A 22,777-nucleotide genomic window follows, 5' to 3' on the forward strand; every position below is an offset into this window, starting at 1 on the left:
GCCTGAAAATGGAAAAGCGGACAAATCGTTTGGGGATGATGCGCCGGCATCAGTCTTCGTTGAATTTTCGCACGCGCATCAGAATGTCGGCGGCTTCTTCGGCGTTTTTGCCCGACGCTTTGATTTTTTTCTCGCTGTCGGCAAGCACTTTGCCCGTGCTGCCGATGATTTTGAATTTGACTTTGCTGCTGTCGTGGCTGCCCGAGCCGTCAAACGCGAGTTTGCCGTTGTCGTGGTACATTTGGATGCGCAGGGTGTGGCCGGTGTATTCGGTTTTGAACGCCAGCTTACCGTTTTCGTAGTGTCCCGTTGCGGTGCCTTGGTGGTTTTTGATGTCTTGGAATTTCAGCACTTCGCCCTCGGGCGTGTACCACACCATGCGTCCGTCGGCGGCAACAAACGCGTCAAAGTTTTTCAGGTCTTTGTCGTCGGGGATGACAACGGGGTCGATTTGTTTGGTTTTGCTGTCTTGGTAGAAGTCTTGGATAACGGCTTTGCCGTCGGCGGTGCGCCCGATGAGCATGCGGTAGAAACCGCCCGCACTGGCTTGCGGCGTTTCGTTGCCCTCGGCATCGTAGTAGGCGAGCGTGCGGGTTTCGGCTTGGGCGACCAGCTTGGCGCTGTCGGCTTCGGATTGGCGGGCGACTTCTGCTGCGGCGGCGGGGATGGGCAGCGCGGTTGCTGGGGGGGCGGCTTGCGCGCTGAGCGCGGCGGCGAGCAAAGTGGCGATAAGCAGTTTTTTCATGGGGATTCCTTTGGAGTGAGGGAACGGGAGGCAGCCTGAAAACGGGTGAAGCAAAAACGGGTTTTCAGGCTGCCTCGCTATTGGTTCGGTTCGGCGTGGCTTACAACGCGGCTAACACGGCATCGCCCATTTCGCTGCACGACACCCGTTTTGCGCCTGCTTCAAAAATATCGCCGGTGCGGTAGCCTTGTTCCAGCACGCGCTGCACGGCGGTTTCCACTTGCACGGCGCGCGCTTCGTCGTTCAGGCTGTAACGCAGCAGCATGGCGAGCGACAGGATGGTCGCCAGCGGGTTGGCTTGGTTTTGCCCTGCGATGTCGGGCGCGGAGCCGTGCGAGGGTTCGTACAGCCCTTTGCCGTTTTCATCCAGCGAGGCGGAGGGCAGCATGCCGATGGAGCCGGTGAGCATGGATGCTTGGTCGCTCAAAATGTCGCCGAAGATATTGCCCGTGGCGATGACGTCAAACTGTTTGGGCGCGCGCACCAGCTGCATGGCGGCGTTGTCCACATACATGTGCGAGAGTTCCACATCGGGGTATTGTTTGCCCACTTCGTCAAAGATTTCGCGCCACAGTTCGGTGGTTTCCAGCACGTTGGCTTTGCCTACGGAGCAGACTTTTTTGTTGCGCTTTTGGGCAGCCTGAAAGGCAACGTGGGCGATGCGGTGGATTTCGCTTTCGCTGTACCGCATGGTGTTGAAGCCTTCGCGCTCGCCGTTTTCCAGCGTGCGGATGCCGCGCGGTTCGCCGAAGTAGATGTCGCCCGTGAGCTCGCGCACGATGAGGATGTCCAGCCCTGCGACGACTTCGGGTTTGAGCGTGGAGGCGTTGGCGAGTTCTTTGTACAACACGGCGGGACGCAGGTTGGCGAAGAGGTTGAGGTCTTTGCGGATGGCGAGCAGCCCGCGTTCGGGGCGCAGCGGGCGTTCCAGCGTGTCGTATTGCGGCGAGCCGACTGCGCCCAGCAGCACGGCATCGGCGGCGCGGCACAGGTTTTGCGTGAACTCGGGATAGGGCGCGCCGTATTGGTCGTAGGCTTCGCCGCCGAGCGGGGCGTATTGGTATTGCGCGTCCAGCCCTTGCTCGATGAGTTTATCTAACACGCGCACGGCTTGGGCGATGATTTCGGGGCCGATGCCGTCGCCGCGTAGGATGGCGATTTTTGCTGTCATGTGGGGTATCCTTTCGGGTGCTGGGGGAAATGGTGGGGTGGGATTGTAATGGATTGTGAAGGTTTTAGGCAGCCTGAAAATGGCGTAAATCTTGTTTTCAGGCTGCCTCAATCTAAGCACCCAAAGGCAGCCTGAAATCTTTGTATAGTGGAATAAACCAAAGAAATATCTAATTCCATCAGCGTGTAGAGTGTGCGCCACAGGCACGCACTTGGGCTCAGAAGATTTTGCAAACCGCGTGCGTGGCAGAGCCACACACCCTATTTGTGCCGTTGTTATTTTGGCTAACTGTAAAGCCTTAACAGCCGCCTGCGTTGAGAAGCTCAAAACAAGAAATGCCGTCATGTCCGCGCAAGCGGGAATTTTTTTATTTTAGGTTTGGCAAAGATTTCAGGTGGGCGATGTTGGCGAACCGCCGCCGCGCCATTTTGCGTTTTCAGGCTGCCACTAATGCGTGTCGCCCCATTCTTCGCGCAGCTGTTGGGCAGCCTGAAAATAGTCGTGCAGTTCTTGCGCGTTGCGGTTTTTCAGGCTGCGTTCCAATTTGTCTAACTGCTGTTTTTGTTCGCCGATGAGCTGCAACAGGCTGTCGCGGTTGGCAAGGGCGATGTCGCGCCACATTTCGGGGCTGCTGGCGGCGATGCGGGTGAAGTCGCGAAAGCCGCTGCCTGCGAATTGGAGATAACGCGCGCCTTGCGGGTGGTCCAGCATTTGGTGCACATAGGCGAAGGCGAGCAGGTGCGGAAAATGCGACACGGCGGCGAAGATGCGGTCGTGTTCGGCGGCGGTCATTTGGTGGACTTGCGCGCCGATGCTTTGCCACAGCGCGGCGACGGTGTTCAGGCTGCCGCTGTCTTGTTGTTCGTGCGGGCAGAGAATGAGCTTTTTGCCTTGGTATAGCCCGAACCGCGCCGCCAGCGCGCCGCTGCGGTCTGAGCCGGCGATGGGATGGCCGGCGACGCAGCGGGGATAGTGCTGCGGCAGGTGCTGGGCAAAGGCGGCGAGGGCGGATTGCTTGGTGCTGCCCACGTCACTGACGATGGTGCGGGCGGATAACAGCGGGGCGAGGGCTTGGCAGATGGCGGGCAGCGCGGCAACGGGAGTAGCGATGAGCACCAAATCGCTGTTGCGGACGGCTTGCGGGGTGATTTGGCTGGCGGCGGTGTCTATCACACGGCGTTCGAGGGCGCGTTCCAGATTGGCGGGGCGGGTGTCGATGCCGATAACGGTGCGGACAAGGCGTTGGCGTTTCAAATCCAGCACAAACGAGCCGCCGATTAGTCCTACGCCGATTAGGGTGATTTGGTTGAGTGTCATGGTGGGCAGCCTGAAAAAGGGGGCTGGGGGATGGCAATGGCGGGGGATTATACCGTTTCAGGCTGCCTTTTGCGGGGGCATAGGCAGCCTGAAAATGAAGCACGGCACATTTCAGGCTGCCTTGATGCGTGCTTACTTCATCGCCACGCTTTTCATCCATGCAAACAGTTCGTCTAAATCGTAATCGCCGCTGTGTGGCACGCCCCATGGCAGGGCGTAGTCCACGTTTTTGCCGCTGTTTTTCAGTTTGAGCGATAAGAGTAAGCCGATTGCCAGCGAGGTGTCGCGGTCGTTTTCGCCTACGCGGATGCGGTAGTGCTGCGTAGGGCTGGTGTAGTTCATGGCATTCATCAGCTTGACGGTGTGGGCATCGGCTTTCAGGCTGCCTGCTACGGTGCTGTTTTTGAGACTAAACGCGGTGAAGTGTTTTTTGTCGGTGCGCGCGTCGCCGAAAAGCTGGTTTTCGCCTGTGGACAAATCTACGCCGTCAAACGCGGGCGCGGTTTTTTGCCGTCCGACAAATTGGGCGTAGGCGGCAAAGTCGGCGGCGATGGCTTTGCCGTTTTGGATGGTGAGCCATGTTTGGTCGGATAAATCTTTGCCGTTGTCTAATGCTTTTTGCGCCGATTGCAGCAGCATGGCTTCCATTTCGGTTTTGAACGTGCCGTTGCCGTTGGCATCCAAAGTCATCGGCGTGCCTTGCGCGTTTTTGAGTTTCAGGCTGTTTACATAGGCGGGAAACAGGGCTTTCAGGCTGCCTGAAAGCTGGATTTGCGCGGGCGTTTGCGTGCCTTTTACCAGCTTGCGTTCTACTTTGTAGTCCAGCATGGAGATGTCTATTTTTTGGTAGTCGTTTACGCCGTTGAACTGCCATTCGTAGGCGGCATCGGCGTATTCTAGGTTGGTGATGGGGCAATAGGCGGACACGGCGAAAATGGTGTCGTTGGCGCGGGCTGCGCCCAGTTGGCGCAAATAGGGTTCGTAGTCTTTGCTGCCGCCGCTGGTGCCAAGCAGGGCGGAGAGTGCGCCGCCTGCGGAGGTGCCGTTGCTGATGATTTTGTTGGCATCGCCTGCCATCGCTTGGTCGTTGGCTTTGAGGTAGCGCACGGCGGCTTTTAAATCGACGATGGCGGCGGGGGCGTGCCCGTTGGCTTCGGTGCGCCCGCGTGCGCCTGCGCTGGCAACCACATAGCCTTTGGATAGGGCGAGCATAATGGCGTTGGGCTTGCCGCCTGCGCGTTGGTCGTTTTCAGGCTGCCCTGCGGTGGCGGGCATATAGCCGCCGATGTTGTTGGGGAAGAAGATGGGGGCGGTTTGCGCGGTGTAGCCGTCAATGCTGCCGCCTGAAAAATAGGCTTCGGGAATGTAAACGTTCAGCGTTTGGTAACGGGTGTCGGCGGGTTTTAGAACATACACGATGTTTTCAAAGGCGCGGGGGCGGCAAGGGTGGGCGCGGCGAGAACGGCAAGCAGGACGGCGGAGAGGGGTTGGTTCATGGGGAGACCTTTGGGGTGGGTGGAGAAAGGGGGAATATAGTGGATAGGCAGCCTGAAAACAAACTTTCAGGCTGTCTCTATGCTACGCGCTCAACGCATTAAACACATCAAAATACTGCGGAAACGTTTTGCCCACGCATTTGGGGTCGTTGATGATAATCGGCACGCCCATCAGCGACACCAGCGAGAAACACATCGCCATGCGGTGGTCGTCATACGTATCAATCGCGGCGTTGGGCGTGAGCGCGGCGGGCGGCGTGATGCGGATGGCATCGGGGTCTTCGCGCACGGTTGCGCCCAGCTTGCACAACTCGGTTGCCATCGCGGCGATGCGATCGGTTTCTTTCACGCGCCAAGAGGCGATGTTGCGGATGCGGCAGGGCGCGCCCGTTGCCAGCGCCACCACCGCCAGCGTCATCGCGGCATCGGGGATGTGGTTGGCATCCAAGTCAAACGGCAACACGGCTTGCCCCGCCGCGCGGGAAACTTCAATAAAATCGTCGCCCCATTGCACCGTCCCGCCGATTTTTTCCAGTTCGTGCGCAAACGCCACGTCGCCCTGAATCGCGTTCCGCCCCAAGCCTGTTACGCGCACGGGGCAGCCTGAAATCAAGCCCGCCGCCAAAAAATAGCTCGCGCTGGACGCATCGCCTTCCACGTTCACCACCTGTGGCGCATGGTAACGCGCGTTTTCAGGCAGCCTGAAAACCTGATGCGACTGATTTGCCACGCTCACGCCAAATTGTTTCATTAAATTCAAGGTTATATCAATATACGGCTTGGAAATCAGCTCGCCTGCCACGCGGATTTCAAATGCCTCGCCCGTGAGCGGCAACGCTATCAGCAGCGCGGTGAGAAATTGGCTGGACACATTGCCCTTAATCGGAATCTGGCGCATGCCGTTATCCGCGCGTTCATGGATGCGCAGCGGCGGAAAGCCCGCGTTGCCCAAATAATCCACCCGCGCCCCCGCCAAGCGCAGCGCGTCCACCAAATCGCCAATCGGGCGTTCGTGCATGCGCGGCACGCCGTGCAGATGATAATCGCCGCCCAAAATCGCCAGCGCGGCGGTAAGCGGGCGAAACGCCGTGCCCGCGTTACCCAAAAACAAATCGGCGTGTTTTACAGGGAATGCGCCGCCGCTGCCTTGGATTTTCAGGCTGCCTGATGGCGTGGTTTCCAGCTTGATGCCCAATGCGGCAAGGGCTTCCAGCATGCGGTCGGTGTCGTCTGATTTGAGCAGCGAGCGGATTTCGCAGGCGTTGTCTGCCAAAGCCGCCAGCAGCAAGGTGCGGTTGCTGATGCTTTTTGAACCGGGCAGGGCAACGGTGTTGTGCGCTTTGAGCCGGCGCGGGGCGAGTGTGAGGGATTCGGTCATGATGGGCTTTGGGGAACAATGGGAAAGGCGGATTATAGTTGAATATAGTTGAATAAGGGATTGCGCGGATTGCGCGATGCCCAAACGCGCGTTGCGTGTTTTCAGGCTGCCTCGGGGGTGCGCGGTACAATGCGGGCGGCAATCGGGGTGGCGATGCCGCGCGCCATGCTACGCCAAGCAGCGATAAAATCTGCCTTGGCATAGGCAGCCTGAAAATCACCAGCCGTGGTTGCGCCGCTCACCCTCCCGTTTTACCCATCCCGTTGAACTTGAAACCGCCATGACCAAATCCACCCGCCTGCTCCAACTGCTCCACATCCTGCGCCACCGCAGCAAACGCCCCGCCACCGCCGCCGAGCTTGCCGCCGAGCTGGGCATCAGCCCGCGCACGCTCTACCGTGACATCGACACCCTGCGCGCGCAAGGCGCAGACATTCGCGGCGAAGCAGGCATCGGCTACCAGCTGCACAGCGACCACAGCCAACTGCCGCCGCTGATGTTCAGCCAAAGCGAGCTGGAAGCCATCATCATCGGCATACGCTGGGCAGCGGGGCACACCGAGCCGACCCTCGCCCAAGCTGCCGAACACGCGCTCACCAAAATCCGCAGCGTGCTGCCGCCGTGGCTGTCCCACACCGCCGCCAACGCGCAGTTTTCCATCAGCCCCGCGCCGCAATACAGCGAAGCAGAAATCCGCGCCCTTGCCCCCATCCGCCAAGCCCTGCGCGAAAACCGCCGCCTCATCATCGGCTACACCGACCAACACGGCAACCCCAGCCGCCGCCAAATCCAGCCCATCGCGCTGGGCTATTTCCCCGAAGTGCGCCTGCTGGCCGCATGGTGCGAGCAACGGCAAGACTTCCGCCATTTCCGCTGCGACCGCATCCAAAGCATCGCCCTTGGCAGCCCCAGCTCCACGCCGCACGAACTCTTGCTGCGCCAATGGCAGCAACGCGAAAACATCCGCGCCAAAGACTGCTGACACAAACTGACACACCCCGCGCGTATCATTGCAACACGGTGTTTCAGGCTGCCTTTTAGGGTTGATTAGAAAATGAGACAAGGCGGCAACGCCGTATCATCGCAACTTCAATCAACCCTAAAAGGCAGCCTGAAACACCGTTTCCCATCCACCCCACCGCAGGAGCAAACATGAAATACTGGATTGGCACGGTTTGCCAAGAACACGTTTTGCGCGGCGTGGCAGGCGGCTTCTGCCAAGTCTGCCACGGCAAAGCCGCCCCGCTCAACCGCATGCAGCGTGGCGACTGGCTGCTGTATTACAGCCCCAAAATCCGTTTGCACGGCAACGAAAAGCTGCAAGCCTTTACCGCAGTCGGGCAGATTGCCGACGACCAAGCCTACCCGTTTCAAATGAGCGCCGACTTCATCCCCTTTCGCCGCAATGTCGCCTATGCCGAGATTGCGCGCGATTGCCCGCTCAGCATCGCCCGCCAACACCGCGAATGGCAGCGATACGCCGGCATGCTGCGCTACGGGCATTTTGAAATTTCCGCCGATTTTTTCAACTGGATTGCCCGCTATATGCTGCGGCAGCCTGAAAACGCCTCCGCGCCCAATCCGCAGCAAGCCGGTTTGTTTTAACGTTTTCAGGCTGCCTATTATCAAGGCAGCCTGCGTGTATGCCGCAACAAAAAAACGTCGGGCATCCATGCCCGACCTACGGTTTTGCGAAGATTTCAGGCTGCCCTCTCCTGCGCGCGGCGTTGGAATATCCATTCGTTTTCGTTGGAGGCGGCGGCGTTGTATCGGTAGCCGTCCAGGTCAAAGTTTTTCAGCTGCTCGGCGTTTTCTATGGCGTGTTGTGCGGCGTAGCGCACCATTAAGCCACGGGCGCGTTTGGCGTAGAAGCTGATGATTTTGTATTTGCCGTCTTTTTCGTCTTGGAACACGGGGGTGATGATGCGGGCGTTGAGTTTTTTGGGCTGGATGGCTTTGAAGTATTCTTGCGAGGCGAGGTTGATAACGATGTTGTCTTCGGCGCATTGCAGTGTGCTGTTGAGCCGTTCGGTGATGATGTCGCCCCAAAATTCGTAGAGATTTTTGCCGCGCGGGTTGGCAAGGGCGGTGCCCATTTCTAGGCGGTAGGGCTGCATTAAATCCAGCGGGCGCAGGATGCCGTATAGCCCTGATAGGATGCGGACGTGGTTGTGGATGTAGCTGATGTGTTCTTCGGCGAGGCTGCGGGGGGCGATGCCGTCGTATACGTCGCCGTTAAATAGATAGAGGGCGAGTTTGGCGTTGTCGGGCGTGAACGGGGGCTGCCAGTTTTGGTTGCGCTCGGTGTTGAGCAGGGCGATTTTGTCGGAAACGTGCATCAGCTCGGCGATTTGCTGCGGGGCGAGTTGGCGCAGGGTGTGCATCAGCTCTGCGGCGTGGTTGAGCAGCGGCGGGGTGGAATAGAATTTGGGGGTGAATTCGTGGCTTTCGTTGAGGTTTTTGGCGGGGGAAAGCAGGAAATACATGGCGGGTTCCTTTGGGGATGGGGAGTGCGTTTGTGCGCGGTCCGGCGTATCTGAGGCAGCCTGAAAACCGGATGCCGCCGACAGGATGGCTGCGGATGGATTTTCAGGCTGCCTGACGGTTGCTTTCGGCGGGCTCGTGGTTGTCTTTTTTGGGGGCTTTTTGTTTGCCGAGCTTGGGCAGGATAAAGTGCATTTTCAAGCCGTTGGGCTGCACGTTTTCGGCGATGAGTTTGCCGTGGTGCTGCTCGGCAATGTGTTTGGTAATCGCCAGCCCCAAGCCTGTGCCCGAGGTGTTGTTGCTGCTGTCGGCGCGGTAAAACGCGGTGAAGATGTGCGGCAACTGCTCGGGTTTGATGCCCGGCCCGTTATCGATGATGACGATGTGGATGTTGCGGCGGTCTTCGTGCAGGATAACGCGGATGGTGCTGCCTTGCGGGCTGTATTTCATGGCGTTGCGAATCACGTTATCCAGCGCGCGATACAGATAGCTTTCGTTGGCTTCTAGCTTGGTGGTGGGTTTCAGGCTGCCTGTGTCCAGCAGCAGGGTATCGTTGTTTTGTGCGGCAACGTCTTGGCTGTCTTCAATCAGTTGCTGCATAAACGGCACAATCGCCAGCGGCTCTTTTTCCATGGGGATGTTGGCGGTTTCTAGGCGCGATAGGGTAAGCAATTCGCCCACAAGGTCGTCCATGCGGGTGAGTTCGTTTTCCAGCCGCGTGATGTATTCGGTCTGCTTTTCGGGACGGGCTTGAATCAGCCCCACAATGGCTTGCATGCGGGCAAGCGGCGAGCGCATTTCGTGGGAAACGTGGTGCAGCAGATGGCGTTCTTTTTCAACGAGTTGTTGCAGCTGCGCCGCCATTTTGTCAAATTGGATGCCGAGGTTGGAGAGTTCGTCTTTGCGGTCGTCCAGCTGCTGCGATACGCGGGCGTTAAGTTCGCCTGCCGCAAGGCGGTTCATGCCGTGTTCAAGGATGCGGATGGGTTTGGAAATGTTGCTGGCAAGGATATACGCCAGCAGCAAGCCGATGATGAGCACGCCGCCGAACACGATGAATTCGTGCCACACGGGGGCAATCGGCAGCCCCGGAATCATAAAGGTGGGCAGGCGTTCTATGCGCGGTTTGTCAAAATTGCGGATGAAAAACAGATATTCTTCGCCGTAGGGGTCAAGATAGATAAGCGATTGGTTGGACGACGGATTTTTAAGCGCGAAATCGTAGGCGTGTTCAATCTCGCCGGCGGGAATGCTGCGGTTGAGGATGTCGGAACCCGTGCTGCCTGTGATGATGTAGATGTTTTGCGCGGTGGGCATCTGCCAGCGTTGCAACAGCTCGCGCGTGGCTTGCGCGCCTTGGGTTTGGAAGGTTACCAGCGCGTTGGCGAGCAGGGCGGTTTCCATGTTGCGGGCTTGCTGGGTGTGGGTTTCCGACAGGCGGTTTTGGATGACCCAAAAGGCAAAGCTGGCAACGAATATGCCGCAGATGATGACCATGCAAAAGGTGGCGAAGATGCGTTGAAAAAGTTTCATGAATGCGCTCTGGCAGGTTAATTTGGTTGATGCGGGATTATATAGGCAGCCTGAAAATGCCAAAAGCCCTTGCGGGCAAACAAGGGCTGGGCTGAGTGTGCGCTGTTAAATGTATTGCACGTTCAAAATATCGTATTCGCGCACGCCGCTGGGAGCCTGCACTTCGGCAACGTCGCCTTCTTCTTTGCCAATCATGGCGCGGGCGATGGGCGAGTTCACCGAAATCTTGCCGATTTTGATGTCGGCTTCGTCGTCGCCCACGATTTGATAGGTGGCTTCTTCGTCGGTTTCCAAGTCAGACACGGTTACCGTTGCGCCAAACACGATTTTGCCTTCGGCGTGGATTTCTTTGGGGTCGATGATTTGCGCGTGCGAGAGCTTGCTTTCCAGCTCGGCGATGCGCCCTTCAATAAAGCCTTGGCGGTCTTTGGCGGCTTCGTATTCGGCGTTTTCCGATAAATCGCCATGCGAGCGCGCTTCGGCGATGGCGGCGATGACTTCGGGGCGGGCAACGCTTTTGAGCTGTTGCAATTCGGCTTTGAGCTTTTCTGCGCCCGCAACGGTTAAAGGGATTTTTTGCATGTTCGTGTTACTCCGATGAGATTTTGGTTTTCAGGCTGCCTTTGCGGAACATGATGAGGCAGCCTGAAAATGAGTTTTAGGTATCAATAAAAAGGCAAGCCACATCTGAAATGCGGCTTGCGGAGTCAATCAAATTGGTCGGCATTGTATCAAATGCGCGATTTATTGCAATGGTTTCATGCCCATAAATTCCAACAGGAAGTTGGTGAACGCGGGGTTGTTCGGTTTTTCGTGCATGGACGACCAGCGTTGCTGCCAGCCTTTGAGCGCGTTTTCCACATAGGCGCGTTGCTGTTGCGCGGTGATGCTGCCGCGTTGGTTGTCGACAGCGGAGCGCAGATACACTTCATACACGCTGTCGTCCACATTGTTATGCCCCACCAAATCCAAGCGGAAGCGGTTCAAATGCTGCGCGGCCTGCACTTTGGTGAGCTTGCCTTCGCGCACTTGCGTGCCCAAGCGGTTGGCTTCGGCGCGGATTTTCGCCACATCGGAATAATGGCTGGATTTCATTCTAAAACCTGCGGCGGAAACGCTGCTCGATGGCGTGCGGCCGCTGTTGAATCCGCTTTGGCACGCGCTCAACGCGATGGCGAGCAGGCTTAATGTAAGGGCTTTTTTCATCATGGCTGGGTCTCCGAGTAATATTCCGAGTCTTATTAACGCGGAATATTAACCTATTTTTGCAATAGCGCAAAGTTTTGCGGGCGGGTTGGATGGGCAGGATTTTCAGGCTGCCTTGGGCGGGATGAACAGGCAGCCTGAAAACAGGATGATGCCGATGCGCCTGCCTCAACGCGCTCTGCTTGTTCACACGCATCCAAATCGGGCAAACAAAAAGCAGCCTGAAAACGGGCAAACGGCGTTTTCAGGCTGCCTTTAATGACGGGCATTACGCCAAATCGGCATACAGCGCGGTGGAAAGATAACGCTCGCCGAAATCGGGCAACACGGTAACAATCAGCTTGCCGGCGTTTTCGGGTTTTTTCGCCAGTTCAAGCGCCGCCCATACCGCCGCGCCTGATGAAATGCCCGCCAAAATGCCTTCTTTTTCGGCGAGTGCGCGGGCGGTGGCGAGCGCGTCTTCGTTGGTTACGGTGATGACGCTGCCATAAACACCAGTGTTCAAAATGCTGGGCACAAAGCCTGCGCCCAAGCCTTGAATGGCGTGCGCGCCTTTTTCGCCGCCGCTCAACACGGGCGAATTGGCGGGCTCCACGGCATAAATCTGCACGTTGGGATTGCGCGCTTTCAACACTTCACCCACACCGGTGAGCGTGCCGCCTGTGCCCACGCCGGCGAGGAAAATGTCCACTTTGCCGTCGGTGTCGCGCCAGATTTCTTCGGCGGTGGTTTGGCGGTGGATTTCGGGGTTGGCGGGGTTGTCAAACTGGCGCGGCATAAAGTGGGTGTCGGGATGGTTTTTCACCAGCTCTTCGGCTTTGGCAATCGCGCCGCTCATGCCTTCGGCGGCGGGGGTGAGAATCAGCTCTGCACCGTAGGCACGCAGCAGCATTCTGCGCTCTTTGCTCATGCTTTCGGGCATCACAATGGCCAGCTTGTAGCCTTTTGCCGCGCACACCATCGCCAAGCCGATGCCTGTGTTGCCCGAGGTGGCTTCCACGATGGTGCTGCCTGCTTTGATTTTACCGGCTTTCTCGGCGCTTTCCACCATGGCGATGGCAATGCGGTCTTTCACGCTGCCAGCGGGGTTAAAAAATTCCAGTTTAACTGCCACGCGGGCGGGCAAGCCTTGCGCGAGCTGGTTAAGCTGAACAAGGGGGGTGTTGCCGATTAAGGCGTTGATGTTTGCTGCGATGGCCATGATTGCGTCCTTTGGTTGGTTTTGCAAAATTGCGATTGGGCTATGTTACGGGGGAATAGGGGGAAAATAAAAGAATTTCTGTTACTTTGTTTTATAACTGGGCGATATAATACCGCGCTTTTTTTGGCGATATTATGGGGTCGGATTGTTAAATCCGATATTTATTTGCTTGCCAATCTGAAACCTTTGCAAAGGTTTCAATCTATATAACACGGCAGCCTGAAACGCAGTTCAGCGTAGCTAAAATGGGTTGCGTGTTCGCCGTATGCTTTTCAGGCTGCCTGATGATTGGTTGCGCCTGATTGATAACAAACACATTAGGCAGCCTGAAAACGCTTTTTCCCGTTTCAGGCTGCCTCAACAAGGTTTTCTTATGAACAACAATCGTCCGCCCTATTCTCTTTGGCTTGCGCAAGCCGCTTGGTGTGCGCTGATTGCGCTCACGCTGCTGTGGGATTGGGCGTTTGCGCCGCTGCATACGGGGCGTGCGTTGCTGCTGATTAAGCTGCTGCCCTTGCTGCTGCCATTGCGCGGGATTTTGCGCGGGCGGGTGTACACCTATCAATATTGCTCTATGCTGGTTTTGGCGTATTTTTGCGAAAGCGTGATGCGCTGGTTTGACCCCACGCCGTTAAGCCGCGCGCTGGCGGGCGTGGAAACGGTGCTTTCGGCGGCGTTTTTTGTGTGTTGCCTGTTGTATTTGAAACAGTTTAAAAAGAAAGATTAAACGCATGGATTTGTCTCAACGCGATACTTTGTTTACCCGAGAAACGCTGCCGCTTTGGCTGGGCTTGTTTCTGATTGCGGTTGCCGTGCCGTTTTCCATTATGCGCGTGGGGCCGTTGCCCAGCTTCTTTTTGGAAGCGGGCTCGCTGCTGGGCGGTTTGATTTTGGTGGCGCTGACCTTGTTTTCAGGCTGCCTGAAAACGCGCCCGCCCGCCGCATCGTATTATTTTGTGGCGCTGGCGGTTTTTTGGGCGGCGCAGGCGCGTGTTATGCAGCTTGTTTATACGGGCATGAGCGACATGGTGGCGTGGACGTTTGCGATATTGGCGTTGCTGTGCTGGGCGTGCCGTGGTTGGATGGCGCGGTTGGGCGCGGAGCGGGCGTTGTCGGTGTTGGCGGGCACGCTGCTGCTGGGCGCGGTGTTGCAAGCGATGGTGGGCTGGCTGCAATATACTGATTTGGCAGGAAAATTCCACGGCGTGTTGATGTATCGCAAAGGCATTGTGGAGGGGCAGCTTGCCCAGCGCAACCATTTTGCCCATTATTTGATGTGGGGCATGCTGGCGGCGGGTTGGCTTTGGGCGCAACGGCGTTTGGCGTGGTTTGTTGCCGTGCCGTTGATACTGTTGATTGCGGCGACTATGGGCTTAACGGGTTCGCGCACGATTTTTGGCTATGTGTTGGCGATGGCGGTGCTGCTGCCGTTGTATCGCCTGTTTTCAGGCTGCCTCAGCACGCGCACGGTGTGGGGCTTGGGCTTGGCGGCGGCATTGGTGCTGCTGGGGCAATTTGCCGTTGAGCCTGTGTTGGATTTGTTCCGCGAAGGCACAATCACCAGCGCGGCAGACCGCATCAGCAGCGGCTCGCAAATCGCCGGCTCGGGGCGTGGCTACGAATGGCAAAAAGCGTGGCAAATTTTCCTATCCGCGCCGTGGTTTGGGCATGGCTGGGGCAGCTATCCGCTGTATGGTTTTTTAACCAATGTTTACCCCACCACCTTCCGCCCGTATGAAACTGATGTGTTGTTTACCCACAGCCACAATTCCTTTCTCAACCTGCTCGCTGAAATGGGCATTGTAGGCACCGCCTTGGTTTTATTGGGCATGCTTTGGGCGATTCGCGGCTGCTTTCAACGCGCCAACGCGCCCGCGGGCGTGTTCATCCTCGCGCTGATGGGCGTTTCACTGGTGCACAGCGCGCTGGAATATCCGCTGTGGTACATCTATTTTTTAAGCATCTTCGCCCTGTTTATTGGCTTTGCGCCCGCATCGGCAAAAGCATCCGCCCAACCGCCAGTAGGCAGCCTGAAAACGGTTTACGCCGCTACCGCGTTGGCAATCGCGCTATTGAGCGCAGGCATTGTGTACACCGCAACCGTGTATCAAGACTTGCGCCAATTTTCCGCCGGCGGCGGCAACACCGCGCAACAAGCCAAAAACATCGCCGGCTTGCAACGCATCGCCCGCCACAACGCCATGCTCCGCTACTACGCCCATTTCCAGCTAATCAGCCATTTTGACCCCAGCAGCGCAACGGTGCCGCCATGGGCAGAAGAAGCCGCCGAGTCGCTGCGCTACCGCCCCTATGCCAACGCCCAACGCTACGCCTTTGCCGCCTACCGCGCAGGCAAAATTCAGGCTGCCCGCGATTGGATGATGCTGATGTATCACTATTACCCCAGCAAATTCTCCGCCTATTCCGACCCGATTATGGACAGCCCCTACTACCCACAGCTGCAAGCCGACTTCACCGCCCAATGCCGCGCTTATTACACCAGCGTAGAACAAATCCCCATTTGCGCCCAAGCTGCGCCAGCCAAGCCCGCGATTGAAGATGTGTTGAAGAATTTGCGTGCGATGCGAGGGAGCGGGGCGAGCAATATAAAAAAATAAAACAGCAAGCAATCCTTTATCCATCGCTAATAAATTTGAGATAATTTCCTTTTCTCGCAATCATTTAAGGAAGCGTCATGGCAAAAAGAACGCCTGCAACATTAGTCTATCAACTGCATATCCGCTTAATAGATTCCAAGCCCGATATTTGGCGCAGAATATTGGTGCCCGTGCATTTTGATTTACACAATTTGCATTATGTTATCCAAAACGCTTTTGAATGGAATCACGAGCACTTATTCCAATTCTGCCAAGGCGACCCTTGGGGAGAAGTCTTGTATCCCCCATCGGACGAAGATGGAAGCATGGTTGAGCCCGATGACAACGGCAAATATCCGCCCGCGCCACCATTACACAAAGTATTAAAAGTTGGCGAAAGCCTGTTTTATGTGTACGACTTTGGCGACAGCTGGGAGCATGAAATCTACTGCGAAGCCTTGATGGTTAAACCACCCAAAATTCGCCTGCCGCACTGCGTAGATGGCGCAAACCATGCTGCATTTGAAAATTGCGGCGGCGTGTATGGTTATGCTCACATCCTAACAATCCTATCCAACCGCGATAACCCCGCCTATCAAGAAGAACTAGCCGAGCTAACCGATTATTACACCAAGCGAATTTTAAAATACGACCCCACCGCCTTTGATCCGAAAAAATTAAAATTGTAGCCCCCGCCAAATTATGCAAAGAAAGGAACCCCCATGCCCCTCACCCCCGAACAAGCGCAGCAGCGCATTGACGAAATCCAAGCCCTATACCGCCGCTGGCTGCAACTCTTGCCCCAGCTTGAAGCCGCGCAGCAGCAATGGCGGCAGGCGGCGCAAATCATGACGGAGCTGGACAAGTTTTACGCCGCCGAATATATGGCATACACGAATGCCGTGGCGGACGGGCTGCCCGTGTCGCTGCGCACCGAAGGCGAATACAGCGTGTTGAGCGAAGACACGCTGTTTGACGCGTTCGACGACCACTACCGCCTTGCATGGCAATGGCTGCGCGAAGCCACCGCCGCGCTTGACCCCGAAAACCGCGCGTAAGGCAGCCTGAAAACCATGCACGCTCCAGTAGCGCATGGAACGGCAACGGTTTATCACCACATAACGTTAAACAAGGCTCAGCCTGTGTAGAAAATAAAACAGCAAAGCGAAAGCAGCATCCCCGCACAATCCCATTTCAGGCAGCCTGAAAACTATGCGATAATCCGCCCCCGTCAAAAACCCTATGCAACAAGAGAATCCAATCATGGCAGAAAAGAAATCCGACAAAAACACCGATAAACCCACCGACAAAGCCGCCGCGCTCAAAGCCGCCCTCGCCCAAATTGAAAAAAGCTTCGGCAAAGGCGCGATTATGAAAATGGACGGCAGCACGCCGCAAGAAGAGCTGCAAGTCATCTCCACAGGCTCGCTCGGGCTGGACCTCGCCCTTGGCGTAGGCGGCTTGCCGCGCGGGCGCATCGTGGAAATTTTCGGGCCGGAATCATCAGGCAAAACCACGCTTTGCCTGGAAACCATCGCCCAATGCCAAAAAATCGGCGGCGTGTGCGCGTTTATTGATGCCGAAAACGCCTTTGACCCCGTTTACGCCCGCAAACTCGGCGTAAAAGTGGAAGATTTGATGGTGTCGCAACCCGACACAGGCGAGCAAGCGCTGGAAATCTGCGATATGCTGGTGCGCTCAGGCGGCGTGGACATGGTGGTGGTGGATTCTGTTGCCGCGCTGGTGCCCAAAGCCGAGATTGAAGGCGACATGGGTGACAGCCACGTCGGCTTGCAAGCCCGTTTGATGAGCCAAGCTTTGCGCAAGCTCACGGGGCACATCAAAAAAACCAACACGCTGGTGGTGTTCATCAACCAGCTGCGCATGAAAATCGGCGTGATGTTCGGCAACCCCGAAACCACCACCGGCGGCAACGCGCTGAAATTCTATTCGTCCGTGCGCATAGACATTCGCGGCACAACGCAAATCAAACCCACAGGCAAAGACGAAACACCAATCGGCAAAGAAACCAAAGTGAAAGTGGTGAAAAACAAAGTGGCGCCGCCTTTCCGCTCCGCTGCGTTTGACATCCTGTACGGCGAAGGCATCAGCTGGGAGGGCGAGTTGATTGATTTGGGCGACAAATACGGCATCATCCAAAAATCGGGCGCGTGGTACAGCTACGATGGCAACAAAATCGGGCAAGGCAAAGAAAACGTGCGCATCTGGCTGAAAGAAAACCCCGAAATCGCCAACCAAATCGCCGAAAAAATCCGCGCCGAAGGCTTGGTAAACCCCATCATCACCGAAGACGTTTTGGATGAAACCGATGGTGAAATGCCCGACGAAGAATAATCGTTAAACCTCAAACAGAGGCAGCCTGAAAACGAGAACGTGCGTTTTCAGGCTGCCTTTTTCAATTTAAACCGCCCTAGCCTTGTTTACAGTATTTCAAGTGCTGAAAATCAAGGGCTGAAAAACGCTTGCCATTATTCCAGGCTATCGTTGCAATTTTCAGGCAATCTATTGAGCAGATAAGCGGATGCGCCGCAGCGCAAAACAAGCGATAATGCGCCCGTTTTTATTTTCAGGCTGCCTATCCGGCAAACGATGCCTGCAAACGGAAAATAGAGAAAGGAATCCCGATGAAACCATTTATTTACGCGCTGTCGGCGTGTTTGAGCCTGACGCAGTTTGCCCATGCGGCGGTGAACGCGGATGATTTGTTGCCGCCCGAGCAGGCGTTTGTGCCCACGGTAACCGCGTCGGACAAGGGTGTGGACGTACAGTTTAAAATCGCCGATGGCTATTATCTGTATCAGGGCAAGATTACGGCGGATACGCAGCCTGAAAAGCTGTTGCGCGACCAGGCGGCGTTCAGCCAAGGCGAGCAAAAGGAAGACGAGTTTTTCGGCAAGCAAGTGGTGTACCACCGCGCGGCGAACGTGAAATGGGATTACGCCCGCCCTGCGCCCGCGGCTTATAAAATCACGCTGCATTATCAGGGCTGCGCGGAAGCGGGCGTGTGCTACCCGCCTGTGGACACGGAATTGAGCATCAACGGCCCGGGCGTATATGCGCCGCAAGAGGTGGCGGCGGATAACGCGAAGGATATGTTTGTAAAGCCGCAGGGGAGCGTTCAGGCGGATTCGTTAGCCGTGGAGCAACCCGCGGCAACGCAGAATGCTCCCCTTTCGTCCGCCAATGCTGACAGCCGTTTCACCCTGTCGCGCGACACCATCGGTAGCAATTTGCTGTGGTTTTTTGTGTTTGGCTTGGGGTTGAGTTTCACTGCGTGTATGTATCCGCTGCTGCCGATTGTGTCCAGCATCATCGTGGGCGACAAATCGGGCGGCAAGCGGCGGGCGTTTGCGCTGTCGTTTGTGTATGTGCAAGGCTTGGCTTTGACTTACACGCTGGTGGGCGTGCTGGCGGGGCTGACGGGCGCGTTGCTCACCGTTTGGCTGCAACAGGCTTGGGTGGTTTTGGCAGCGGCGGGCTTGATGGTGCTGCTGGCGTTGTCGATGTTCGGCTTGTTTAACATCCAGCTGCCCAGCGCGTTGCAAAGTTATTTTCAAACCCAGAGCAATAAATTGTCGGGCGGCAAGGTGGCGAGCGTGTTTGTGATGGGGATGCTGTCTGCACTCATCGTTGGTCCGTGCGTTGCGCCGCCGTTGGCTTTTGCGCTGGGCTACATCGGCAAAACGGGCGACGCGCTGTTGGGCGGGGCGGCGTTATACGCAATGGCGTTGGGCACGGGCGTGCCGTTGATGTTGATTGGCACGTTTGGCGGGCATATTTTGCCGCGCGCGGGCGATTGGATGAACGGCATCAAATATGCGTTTGGCGTGATTTTGCTGGCGGTGGCGGTGTATTTGGCGACACCGTTTCTGCCGTATGGCGTGGTGGCGGGGCTTTATACCGCGCTGCTGGTTGCGCCTGCCGTGTATTTGTTTTACTGCGCCCGCGCGTTTTCAGGCAGCCTGAAAACGGTTGCGCTGGGCTTGGGCGCGGTGTTGCTGGCGATGGGCGCGTGGTTCGGCGTGCAAAGCGTGCGCGGACAAACCACGCCGATGCACGAATTTTTAACCCTGCATCAGCCATCGTCCCATGCGGTGCACGGCATCAAAACCGCCAGCGTTGCCGAGCTGGAACAGGCGATTCAGGCTGCCTTTGCCGCCGATCCAAGCCAACCTGTGCTGCTGGATTTTTATGCCGATTGGTGCGTGTCGTGCAAGGAGATGGAGGCGAAAACCTTTGGTGCGGCGCAAGTGCAGGCGGCGGTGCCGATGGCGCGGCTGATGCAAATCGACGTTACCGCCAACACGCCCGAGCATCAGGCGTTGCTGAAAAAATACGGGCTGTTTGGCCCGCCCGGTTTGTTTGTGCTTAAAGCCGACGGCAGCCACGGCGCAGGCTTGCTGGGCTACGCGCCTGCCGATGAATTTGTGGCTTGGTATCGGGCGCAAGCGAAGTAGGCAGCCTGCGTAGCGCAGCGGAGTTGCGAAGCTAAAACGGTTATCCCCATCTGGAAAGGTGAAACGGCTTTTTGGGATGGGGATGATTTTTATTGGGATGGTTTTCAGGCTGCCTTTGTGTGCTTGATAAAGGCAGCCTGAAATGGAATAAATGCCGTTTTCAGGTTGCCTTTTCCCTACACAAAGGCAGCCTGAAAACCAATCCCCCGCTATAATCCCCACCTTTTTCCCATCCCTCCACCGCCATGTTCCCCAAACTTGACCGCATCTGGCAAATCCCCGCCGTCTATTGCCTCCTGCTCACCGCCCTCGCCCTCGCCACCCCGCTCACCTTCGCCCCCTATTACCACTTCTGGCTGATGCCGCTACTGTTCGGCGGCTTGGTACGCCTGATTGAGCTTAAACCGCATCGCGCCGTGCGTTCTGCTTACTGGTTTGGCTTGATTGGCTACACCGCCCAATTTTGGTGGATACACACCGCGCTGCACGGCATCGCCAAGCTGCCCGAATATTTCGCCCTGCCGCTCACCCTGCTTTTGCCTGCCTTTTTGGGGCTCTATCCCGCGCTCGCCTTCTGGCTTTACCGCCATTTCAGGCTGCCGCGCAACGTGGGGCTCGGCATCGGCTTGCCCGTGCTGTGGACGCTCACCGAATTCGCCCGCGAACGCCTGCTCACAGGCTTTGGCTGGGGCGCATTGGGCTATTCGCAAATCGCCGATAACAGCCCGCTGGCAGGCTTTGCCCCGCTGGGCGGCATCCACTTGGTTACCTTTGCCACCGCGCTGATGGGCACATGGCTGGTGTTGCTGGTAAACAGCCAAACCGCCAAGCCCCGCATCGCCGCCGCCGTCGGCATCGTTGCCATCCTGCTTTCAGGCTGCCTTTTGCGTACCATCGCGTTCACCCAACCCACAGGCAGCCCCACCACCGTTGCACTCGCGCAAGGCAACATAGAACAGCGGCTTAAATTCGCCCCAAACCAACTCCTCCCCACCTACCAACGCTATCTGAGCCAAGTCGCTACCACCCGCGCCCAAATCGTCATCCTGCCCGAAACCGCCCTCCCCGTGTTCCTGCAAAACACCCCCGGCGAAATCATCCAAGAATTCGCCCAAACCGCCCGCCGCAACGGCAGCAGCCTTGCCGTGGGCGTGCCGCTGTTTACAGCCGATGGCGAAAACTACCTCAACGCCATCGTCAACCTCACCGACTACACCCCGCAAACGCAGCCTGAAAAGCTGCCCATCTACGCCAAAAACCACCTTGTCCCCTTTGGCGAATACAAACCGCTCAAACCGCTCACCCAGTTCCTCTACAACGCCATGAACATGCCCTTGGGCGACTTCCAACGCGGCGGCGCAGCGCAAGCCCCGTTTAGCATGGCAAACCAAAAAGTCGCGTTCAACATCTGCTACGAAGACGGCTTTGGCGACGAACTCATCGCCTCCGCCCGCCAAGCCACCCTGCTGGCCAACGCCAGCAACATGGCGTGGTATGGCGATTCCAACGCCATGTGGCAGCAGCTGCAACAATCGCAAACCCGCGCCCTAGAACTCGGACGCTACATGATTCGCGCCACCAACACAGGCGCAACCGCCATCGTTTCGCCGCAAGGCAGCATCGTGCAACAAGCCGCGCCCAACACCGCCACCGTGCTAGAAGGCAGCGTGCAAGGCATGACAGGCGAAACACCATTTATGCGGCTCGGCGGCTCGCTGCCGTTTATTGGCTTGCTGGCTGCGATAGCCGTGTGGCTGAAATGGCGGTTTAGGCAGCCTGAAAATACAAAATAAGGGTGAAATACACCAACCCCATTTTAGCTTCGCAACTCCGCTACGCTACGCAGGCTGCCCCATGCGCAAAGGCAGCCTGAAACCCATTAACCGCGTATAATCCGCGCCTTTCAAAATTTTTGAGTACACATCATGTTTAGAACCCTGCTCGGCGGCAAAATCCACCGCGCCACCGTAACCCAAGCCGACTTGAACTACGTCGGCAGCATCACCATCGACCAAGACCTGCTCGACGCGGCAGACATCTGCGTGAACGAAAAAGTGCAAATCGTGAACAACAACAACGGCGCGCGTTTTGAAACCTACACCATCGCAGGCGAGCGCGGCAGCGGCATCGTGTGCCTGAACGGCGCGGCGGCGCGGCTGGTGCAGGCGGGCGACATTGTGATTATCATGTCGTATGTGCTGCTGTCTGAACCCGAAATTGCCGCGCATCAGCCCAAAGTGGTGCTGGTGGACGGGGCGAACAAAATCCGCGAAATCATCCGTTACGAGCCTGCCAACACCGTTTTGTAACGCAAAGGCAGCCTGAAAACCCCATCCGCAAACAAAAATACGTTTAGCCGCGAAGCCAAACGTGTTTCCCGTTTTCAGGCTGCCTGTCAGCGCACGGCCAGCCGGTACACCCACACCGCGGCAGGCGGCGAATTGTGCCACACCATCGCATGGCGGAAGCTCTCAACCGACGCGTCCGCCGCCAACAACGGAATCGGGTTTTTCAGCCCGTAGGTAAACTGCACCAACACCGAGCGCAGATTTTTGTGCAACTCGCTTTGCAAAAACGCGCCGATATCCCGCGCCTCATCCTTCGCCAAACTGCGAAACGGCAGCGACGACACAATCGTTTTATTGCCCGCCTCCTGCCAATGCGGCAAATCCTGCACCCGACAACACGCCACCTCAATTTCAGGCAGCCTGCGCTGCAATTCCTGCGCAAACGACGGCAAAAATTCGCACGCCACCAAACGGTTTCTCCCCGCCAGCGATTGCGCCAGCACCCGCGTAATCGCGCCGTTGCCCGCGCCCGCCTCGATAAACAGCGCATCGCGCGCGCCATAGCGCAACGCTGCCGCCGTCATCGCCCGCCCCAGCATTTTGGAAGACGGCAAGATGCTGCCCACATTGCGCGGATTGCGGGCATAGCGTTTCAGCCAAGCCCTTGCCTCGTGGCTTTGCTGCGAAACATGGCTGAACAAACGGGAAACAAAACTGGGCTTCATAAACATCGCCGTATTCAATAAAAGATTTGAGATTATAACTAGTTATGGCGCAGCATGGCTGAACCAGCTTTCAGGCTGCCTAAAATAAAATAAATATTCCAATAGCATCCGCAAAGCAAATTGAAGACCAAACATCAAACCCTGCCGCACTTTTTGAT

Annotated in this window: 22 protein-coding genes and 1 pseudogene; 10 read left to right on the forward strand and 13 right to left on the reverse strand. The window is 56.9% G+C overall.

The window, feature by feature from the left end; translation table 11 throughout:
• Window positions 1-49: 49 nt before the first annotated feature.
• From H3L93_RS09895 to H3L93_RS09920, 6 genes and pseudogenes are all read right to left on the reverse strand, one after another.
• Window positions 50-745 (reverse strand): toxin-antitoxin system YwqK family antitoxin, encoded by a 696-nt coding sequence (locus H3L93_RS09895; RefSeq protein ID WP_003793536.1) that lies wholly within the window; start codon window positions 743-745, stop codon window positions 50-52.
• A gap of 100 nt (window positions 746-845) precedes the next feature.
• On the reverse strand, window positions 846-1,916 hold the full coding sequence (gene leuB, locus H3L93_RS09900; RefSeq protein ID WP_040558058.1) for a 3-isopropylmalate dehydrogenase: 1,071 nt from the start codon (window positions 1,914-1,916) through the stop codon (window positions 846-848).
• Between the two features lie 447 nt (window positions 1,917-2,363).
• Window positions 2,364-3,233 carry a prephenate dehydrogenase gene (locus H3L93_RS09905; RefSeq protein ID WP_003793533.1) on the reverse strand — a complete coding sequence of 290 codons (870 nt, stop codon included), beginning with the start codon at window positions 3,231-3,233 and terminating at the stop codon, window positions 2,364-2,366.
• 132 nt (window positions 3,234-3,365) lie between these two features.
• A pseudogene (locus tag H3L93_RS09910) lies at window positions 3,366-4,667 on the reverse strand (subtype B tannase); the annotation flags it as partial.
• A gap of 144 nt (window positions 4,668-4,811) precedes the next feature.
• Window positions 4,812-6,107: a 3-phosphoshikimate 1-carboxyvinyltransferase gene (aroA, locus tag H3L93_RS09915; RefSeq protein ID WP_003793530.1), complete on the reverse strand. Its 1,296-nt coding sequence runs from the start codon at window positions 6,105-6,107 to the stop codon at window positions 4,812-4,814.
• Window positions 6,108-6,208: 101 nt separating this feature from the next.
• The gene (locus H3L93_RS09920) at window positions 6,209-6,349 is read right to left on the reverse strand and encodes a hypothetical protein (RefSeq protein WP_003793528.1); all 141 of its coding nucleotides are present in this window, start codon (window positions 6,347-6,349) and stop codon (window positions 6,209-6,211) included.
• Window positions 6,350-6,387: 38 nt separating this feature from the next.
• Here H3L93_RS09920 and H3L93_RS09925 point away from each other — a divergent pair, with 38 nt between their 5' ends.
• Both H3L93_RS09925 and H3L93_RS09930 read left to right on the forward strand, forming a co-directional pair.
• Complete coding sequence (locus tag H3L93_RS09925) at window positions 6,388-7,089, forward strand: helix-turn-helix transcriptional regulator (RefSeq protein ID WP_003793526.1); 702 nt, start codon at window positions 6,388-6,390, stop codon at window positions 7,087-7,089.
• 170 nt (window positions 7,090-7,259) lie between these two features.
• Window positions 7,260-7,712 carry an EVE domain-containing protein gene (locus H3L93_RS09930; RefSeq protein ID WP_003793523.1) on the forward strand — a complete coding sequence of 151 codons (453 nt, stop codon included), beginning with the start codon at window positions 7,260-7,262 and terminating at the stop codon, window positions 7,710-7,712.
• Window positions 7,713-7,807: 95 nt separating this feature from the next.
• On the opposite strand, the gene yaaA is transcribed toward H3L93_RS09930, so the two are convergent.
• The 6 genes from yaaA to cysK form a co-directional block, all read right to left on the reverse strand.
• Window positions 7,808-8,593 (reverse strand): peroxide stress protein YaaA, encoded by a 786-nt coding sequence (yaaA, locus tag H3L93_RS09935; protein ID WP_003793521.1) that lies wholly within the window; start codon window positions 8,591-8,593, stop codon window positions 7,808-7,810.
• Window positions 8,594-8,696: 103 nt separating this feature from the next.
• On the reverse strand, window positions 8,697-10,124 hold the full coding sequence (locus tag H3L93_RS09940) for a HAMP domain-containing sensor histidine kinase (protein WP_003793520.1): 1,428 nt from the start codon (window positions 10,122-10,124) through the stop codon (window positions 8,697-8,699).
• Between the two features lie 105 nt (window positions 10,125-10,229).
• A complete protein-coding gene (gene greA, locus H3L93_RS09945; protein WP_003793517.1) occupies window positions 10,230-10,706 on the reverse strand; it encodes a transcription elongation factor GreA in 477 nt (158 codons plus the stop codon).
• 162 nt (window positions 10,707-10,868) lie between these two features.
• Window positions 10,869-11,333 (reverse strand): hypothetical protein, encoded by a 465-nt coding sequence (locus H3L93_RS09950; RefSeq protein ID WP_003793515.1) that lies wholly within the window; start codon window positions 11,331-11,333, stop codon window positions 10,869-10,871.
• 50 nt (window positions 11,334-11,383) lie between these two features.
• Window positions 11,384-11,599, reverse strand: a complete 216-nt coding sequence (locus H3L93_RS09955; RefSeq protein WP_003793513.1) for a hypothetical protein — start codon at window positions 11,597-11,599, stop codon at window positions 11,384-11,386.
• Window positions 11,599-12,531 carry a cysteine synthase A gene (cysK, locus tag H3L93_RS09960; RefSeq protein WP_003793511.1) on the reverse strand — a complete coding sequence of 311 codons (933 nt, stop codon included), beginning with the start codon at window positions 12,529-12,531 and terminating at the stop codon, window positions 11,599-11,601. Before cysK ends, H3L93_RS09955 begins: the two co-directional genes overlap by 1 nt.
• A gap of 373 nt (window positions 12,532-12,904) precedes the next feature.
• Here cysK and H3L93_RS09965 point away from each other — a divergent pair, with 373 nt between their 5' ends.
• The 8 genes from H3L93_RS09965 (at window position 12,905) to panD (ending at window position 21,915) form a co-directional block, all read left to right on the forward strand.
• On the forward strand, window positions 12,905-13,258 hold the full coding sequence (locus tag H3L93_RS09965; RefSeq protein WP_040558054.1) for a DUF2069 domain-containing protein: 354 nt from the start codon (window positions 12,905-12,907) through the stop codon (window positions 13,256-13,258).
• Window positions 13,259-13,262: 4 nt separating this feature from the next.
• Entirely contained in the window at window positions 13,263-15,149 is a 1,887-nt protein-coding gene (locus H3L93_RS09970) for a PglL family O-oligosaccharyltransferase (protein WP_003793504.1), read from the forward strand.
• Between the two features lie 77 nt (window positions 15,150-15,226).
• Window positions 15,227-15,817 carry a plasmid pRiA4b ORF-3 family protein gene (locus tag H3L93_RS09975; RefSeq protein ID WP_003793502.1) on the forward strand — a complete coding sequence of 197 codons (591 nt, stop codon included), beginning with the start codon at window positions 15,227-15,229 and terminating at the stop codon, window positions 15,815-15,817.
• 33 nt (window positions 15,818-15,850) lie between these two features.
• Entirely contained in the window at window positions 15,851-16,186 is a 336-nt protein-coding gene (locus H3L93_RS09980; RefSeq protein WP_003793501.1) for a DUF4298 domain-containing protein, read from the forward strand.
• Window positions 16,187-16,391: 205 nt separating this feature from the next.
• Window positions 16,392-17,483: a recombinase RecA gene (gene recA / locus H3L93_RS09985; RefSeq protein WP_040558052.1), complete on the forward strand. Its 1,092-nt coding sequence runs from the start codon at window positions 16,392-16,394 to the stop codon at window positions 17,481-17,483.
• A gap of 290 nt (window positions 17,484-17,773) precedes the next feature.
• Window positions 17,774-19,606 (forward strand): protein-disulfide reductase DsbD, encoded by a 1,833-nt coding sequence (gene dsbD / locus H3L93_RS09990; RefSeq protein WP_003793495.1) that lies wholly within the window; start codon window positions 17,774-17,776, stop codon window positions 19,604-19,606.
• Window positions 19,607-19,851: 245 nt separating this feature from the next.
• On the forward strand, window positions 19,852-21,399 hold the full coding sequence (lnt, locus tag H3L93_RS09995) for an apolipoprotein N-acyltransferase (RefSeq protein WP_003793493.1): 1,548 nt from the start codon (window positions 19,852-19,854) through the stop codon (window positions 21,397-21,399).
• 132 nt (window positions 21,400-21,531) lie between these two features.
• A complete protein-coding gene (panD, locus tag H3L93_RS10000; protein ID WP_003793490.1) occupies window positions 21,532-21,915 on the forward strand; it encodes an aspartate 1-decarboxylase in 384 nt (127 codons plus the stop codon).
• Between the two features lie 86 nt (window positions 21,916-22,001).
• Here the strand turns inward: panD and H3L93_RS10005 are convergent, their stop codons facing one another.
• Complete coding sequence (locus H3L93_RS10005) at window positions 22,002-22,619, reverse strand: class I SAM-dependent methyltransferase (protein ID WP_050755532.1); 618 nt, start codon at window positions 22,617-22,619, stop codon at window positions 22,002-22,004.
• Between the last annotated feature and the right edge of the window lie 158 nt (window positions 22,620-22,777).

Origin of the sequence: Kingella oralis (assembly GCF_014054985.1) — a bacterium.
Lineage (GTDB): Bacteria > Pseudomonadota > Gammaproteobacteria > Burkholderiales > Neisseriaceae > Kingella_B > Kingella_B oralis.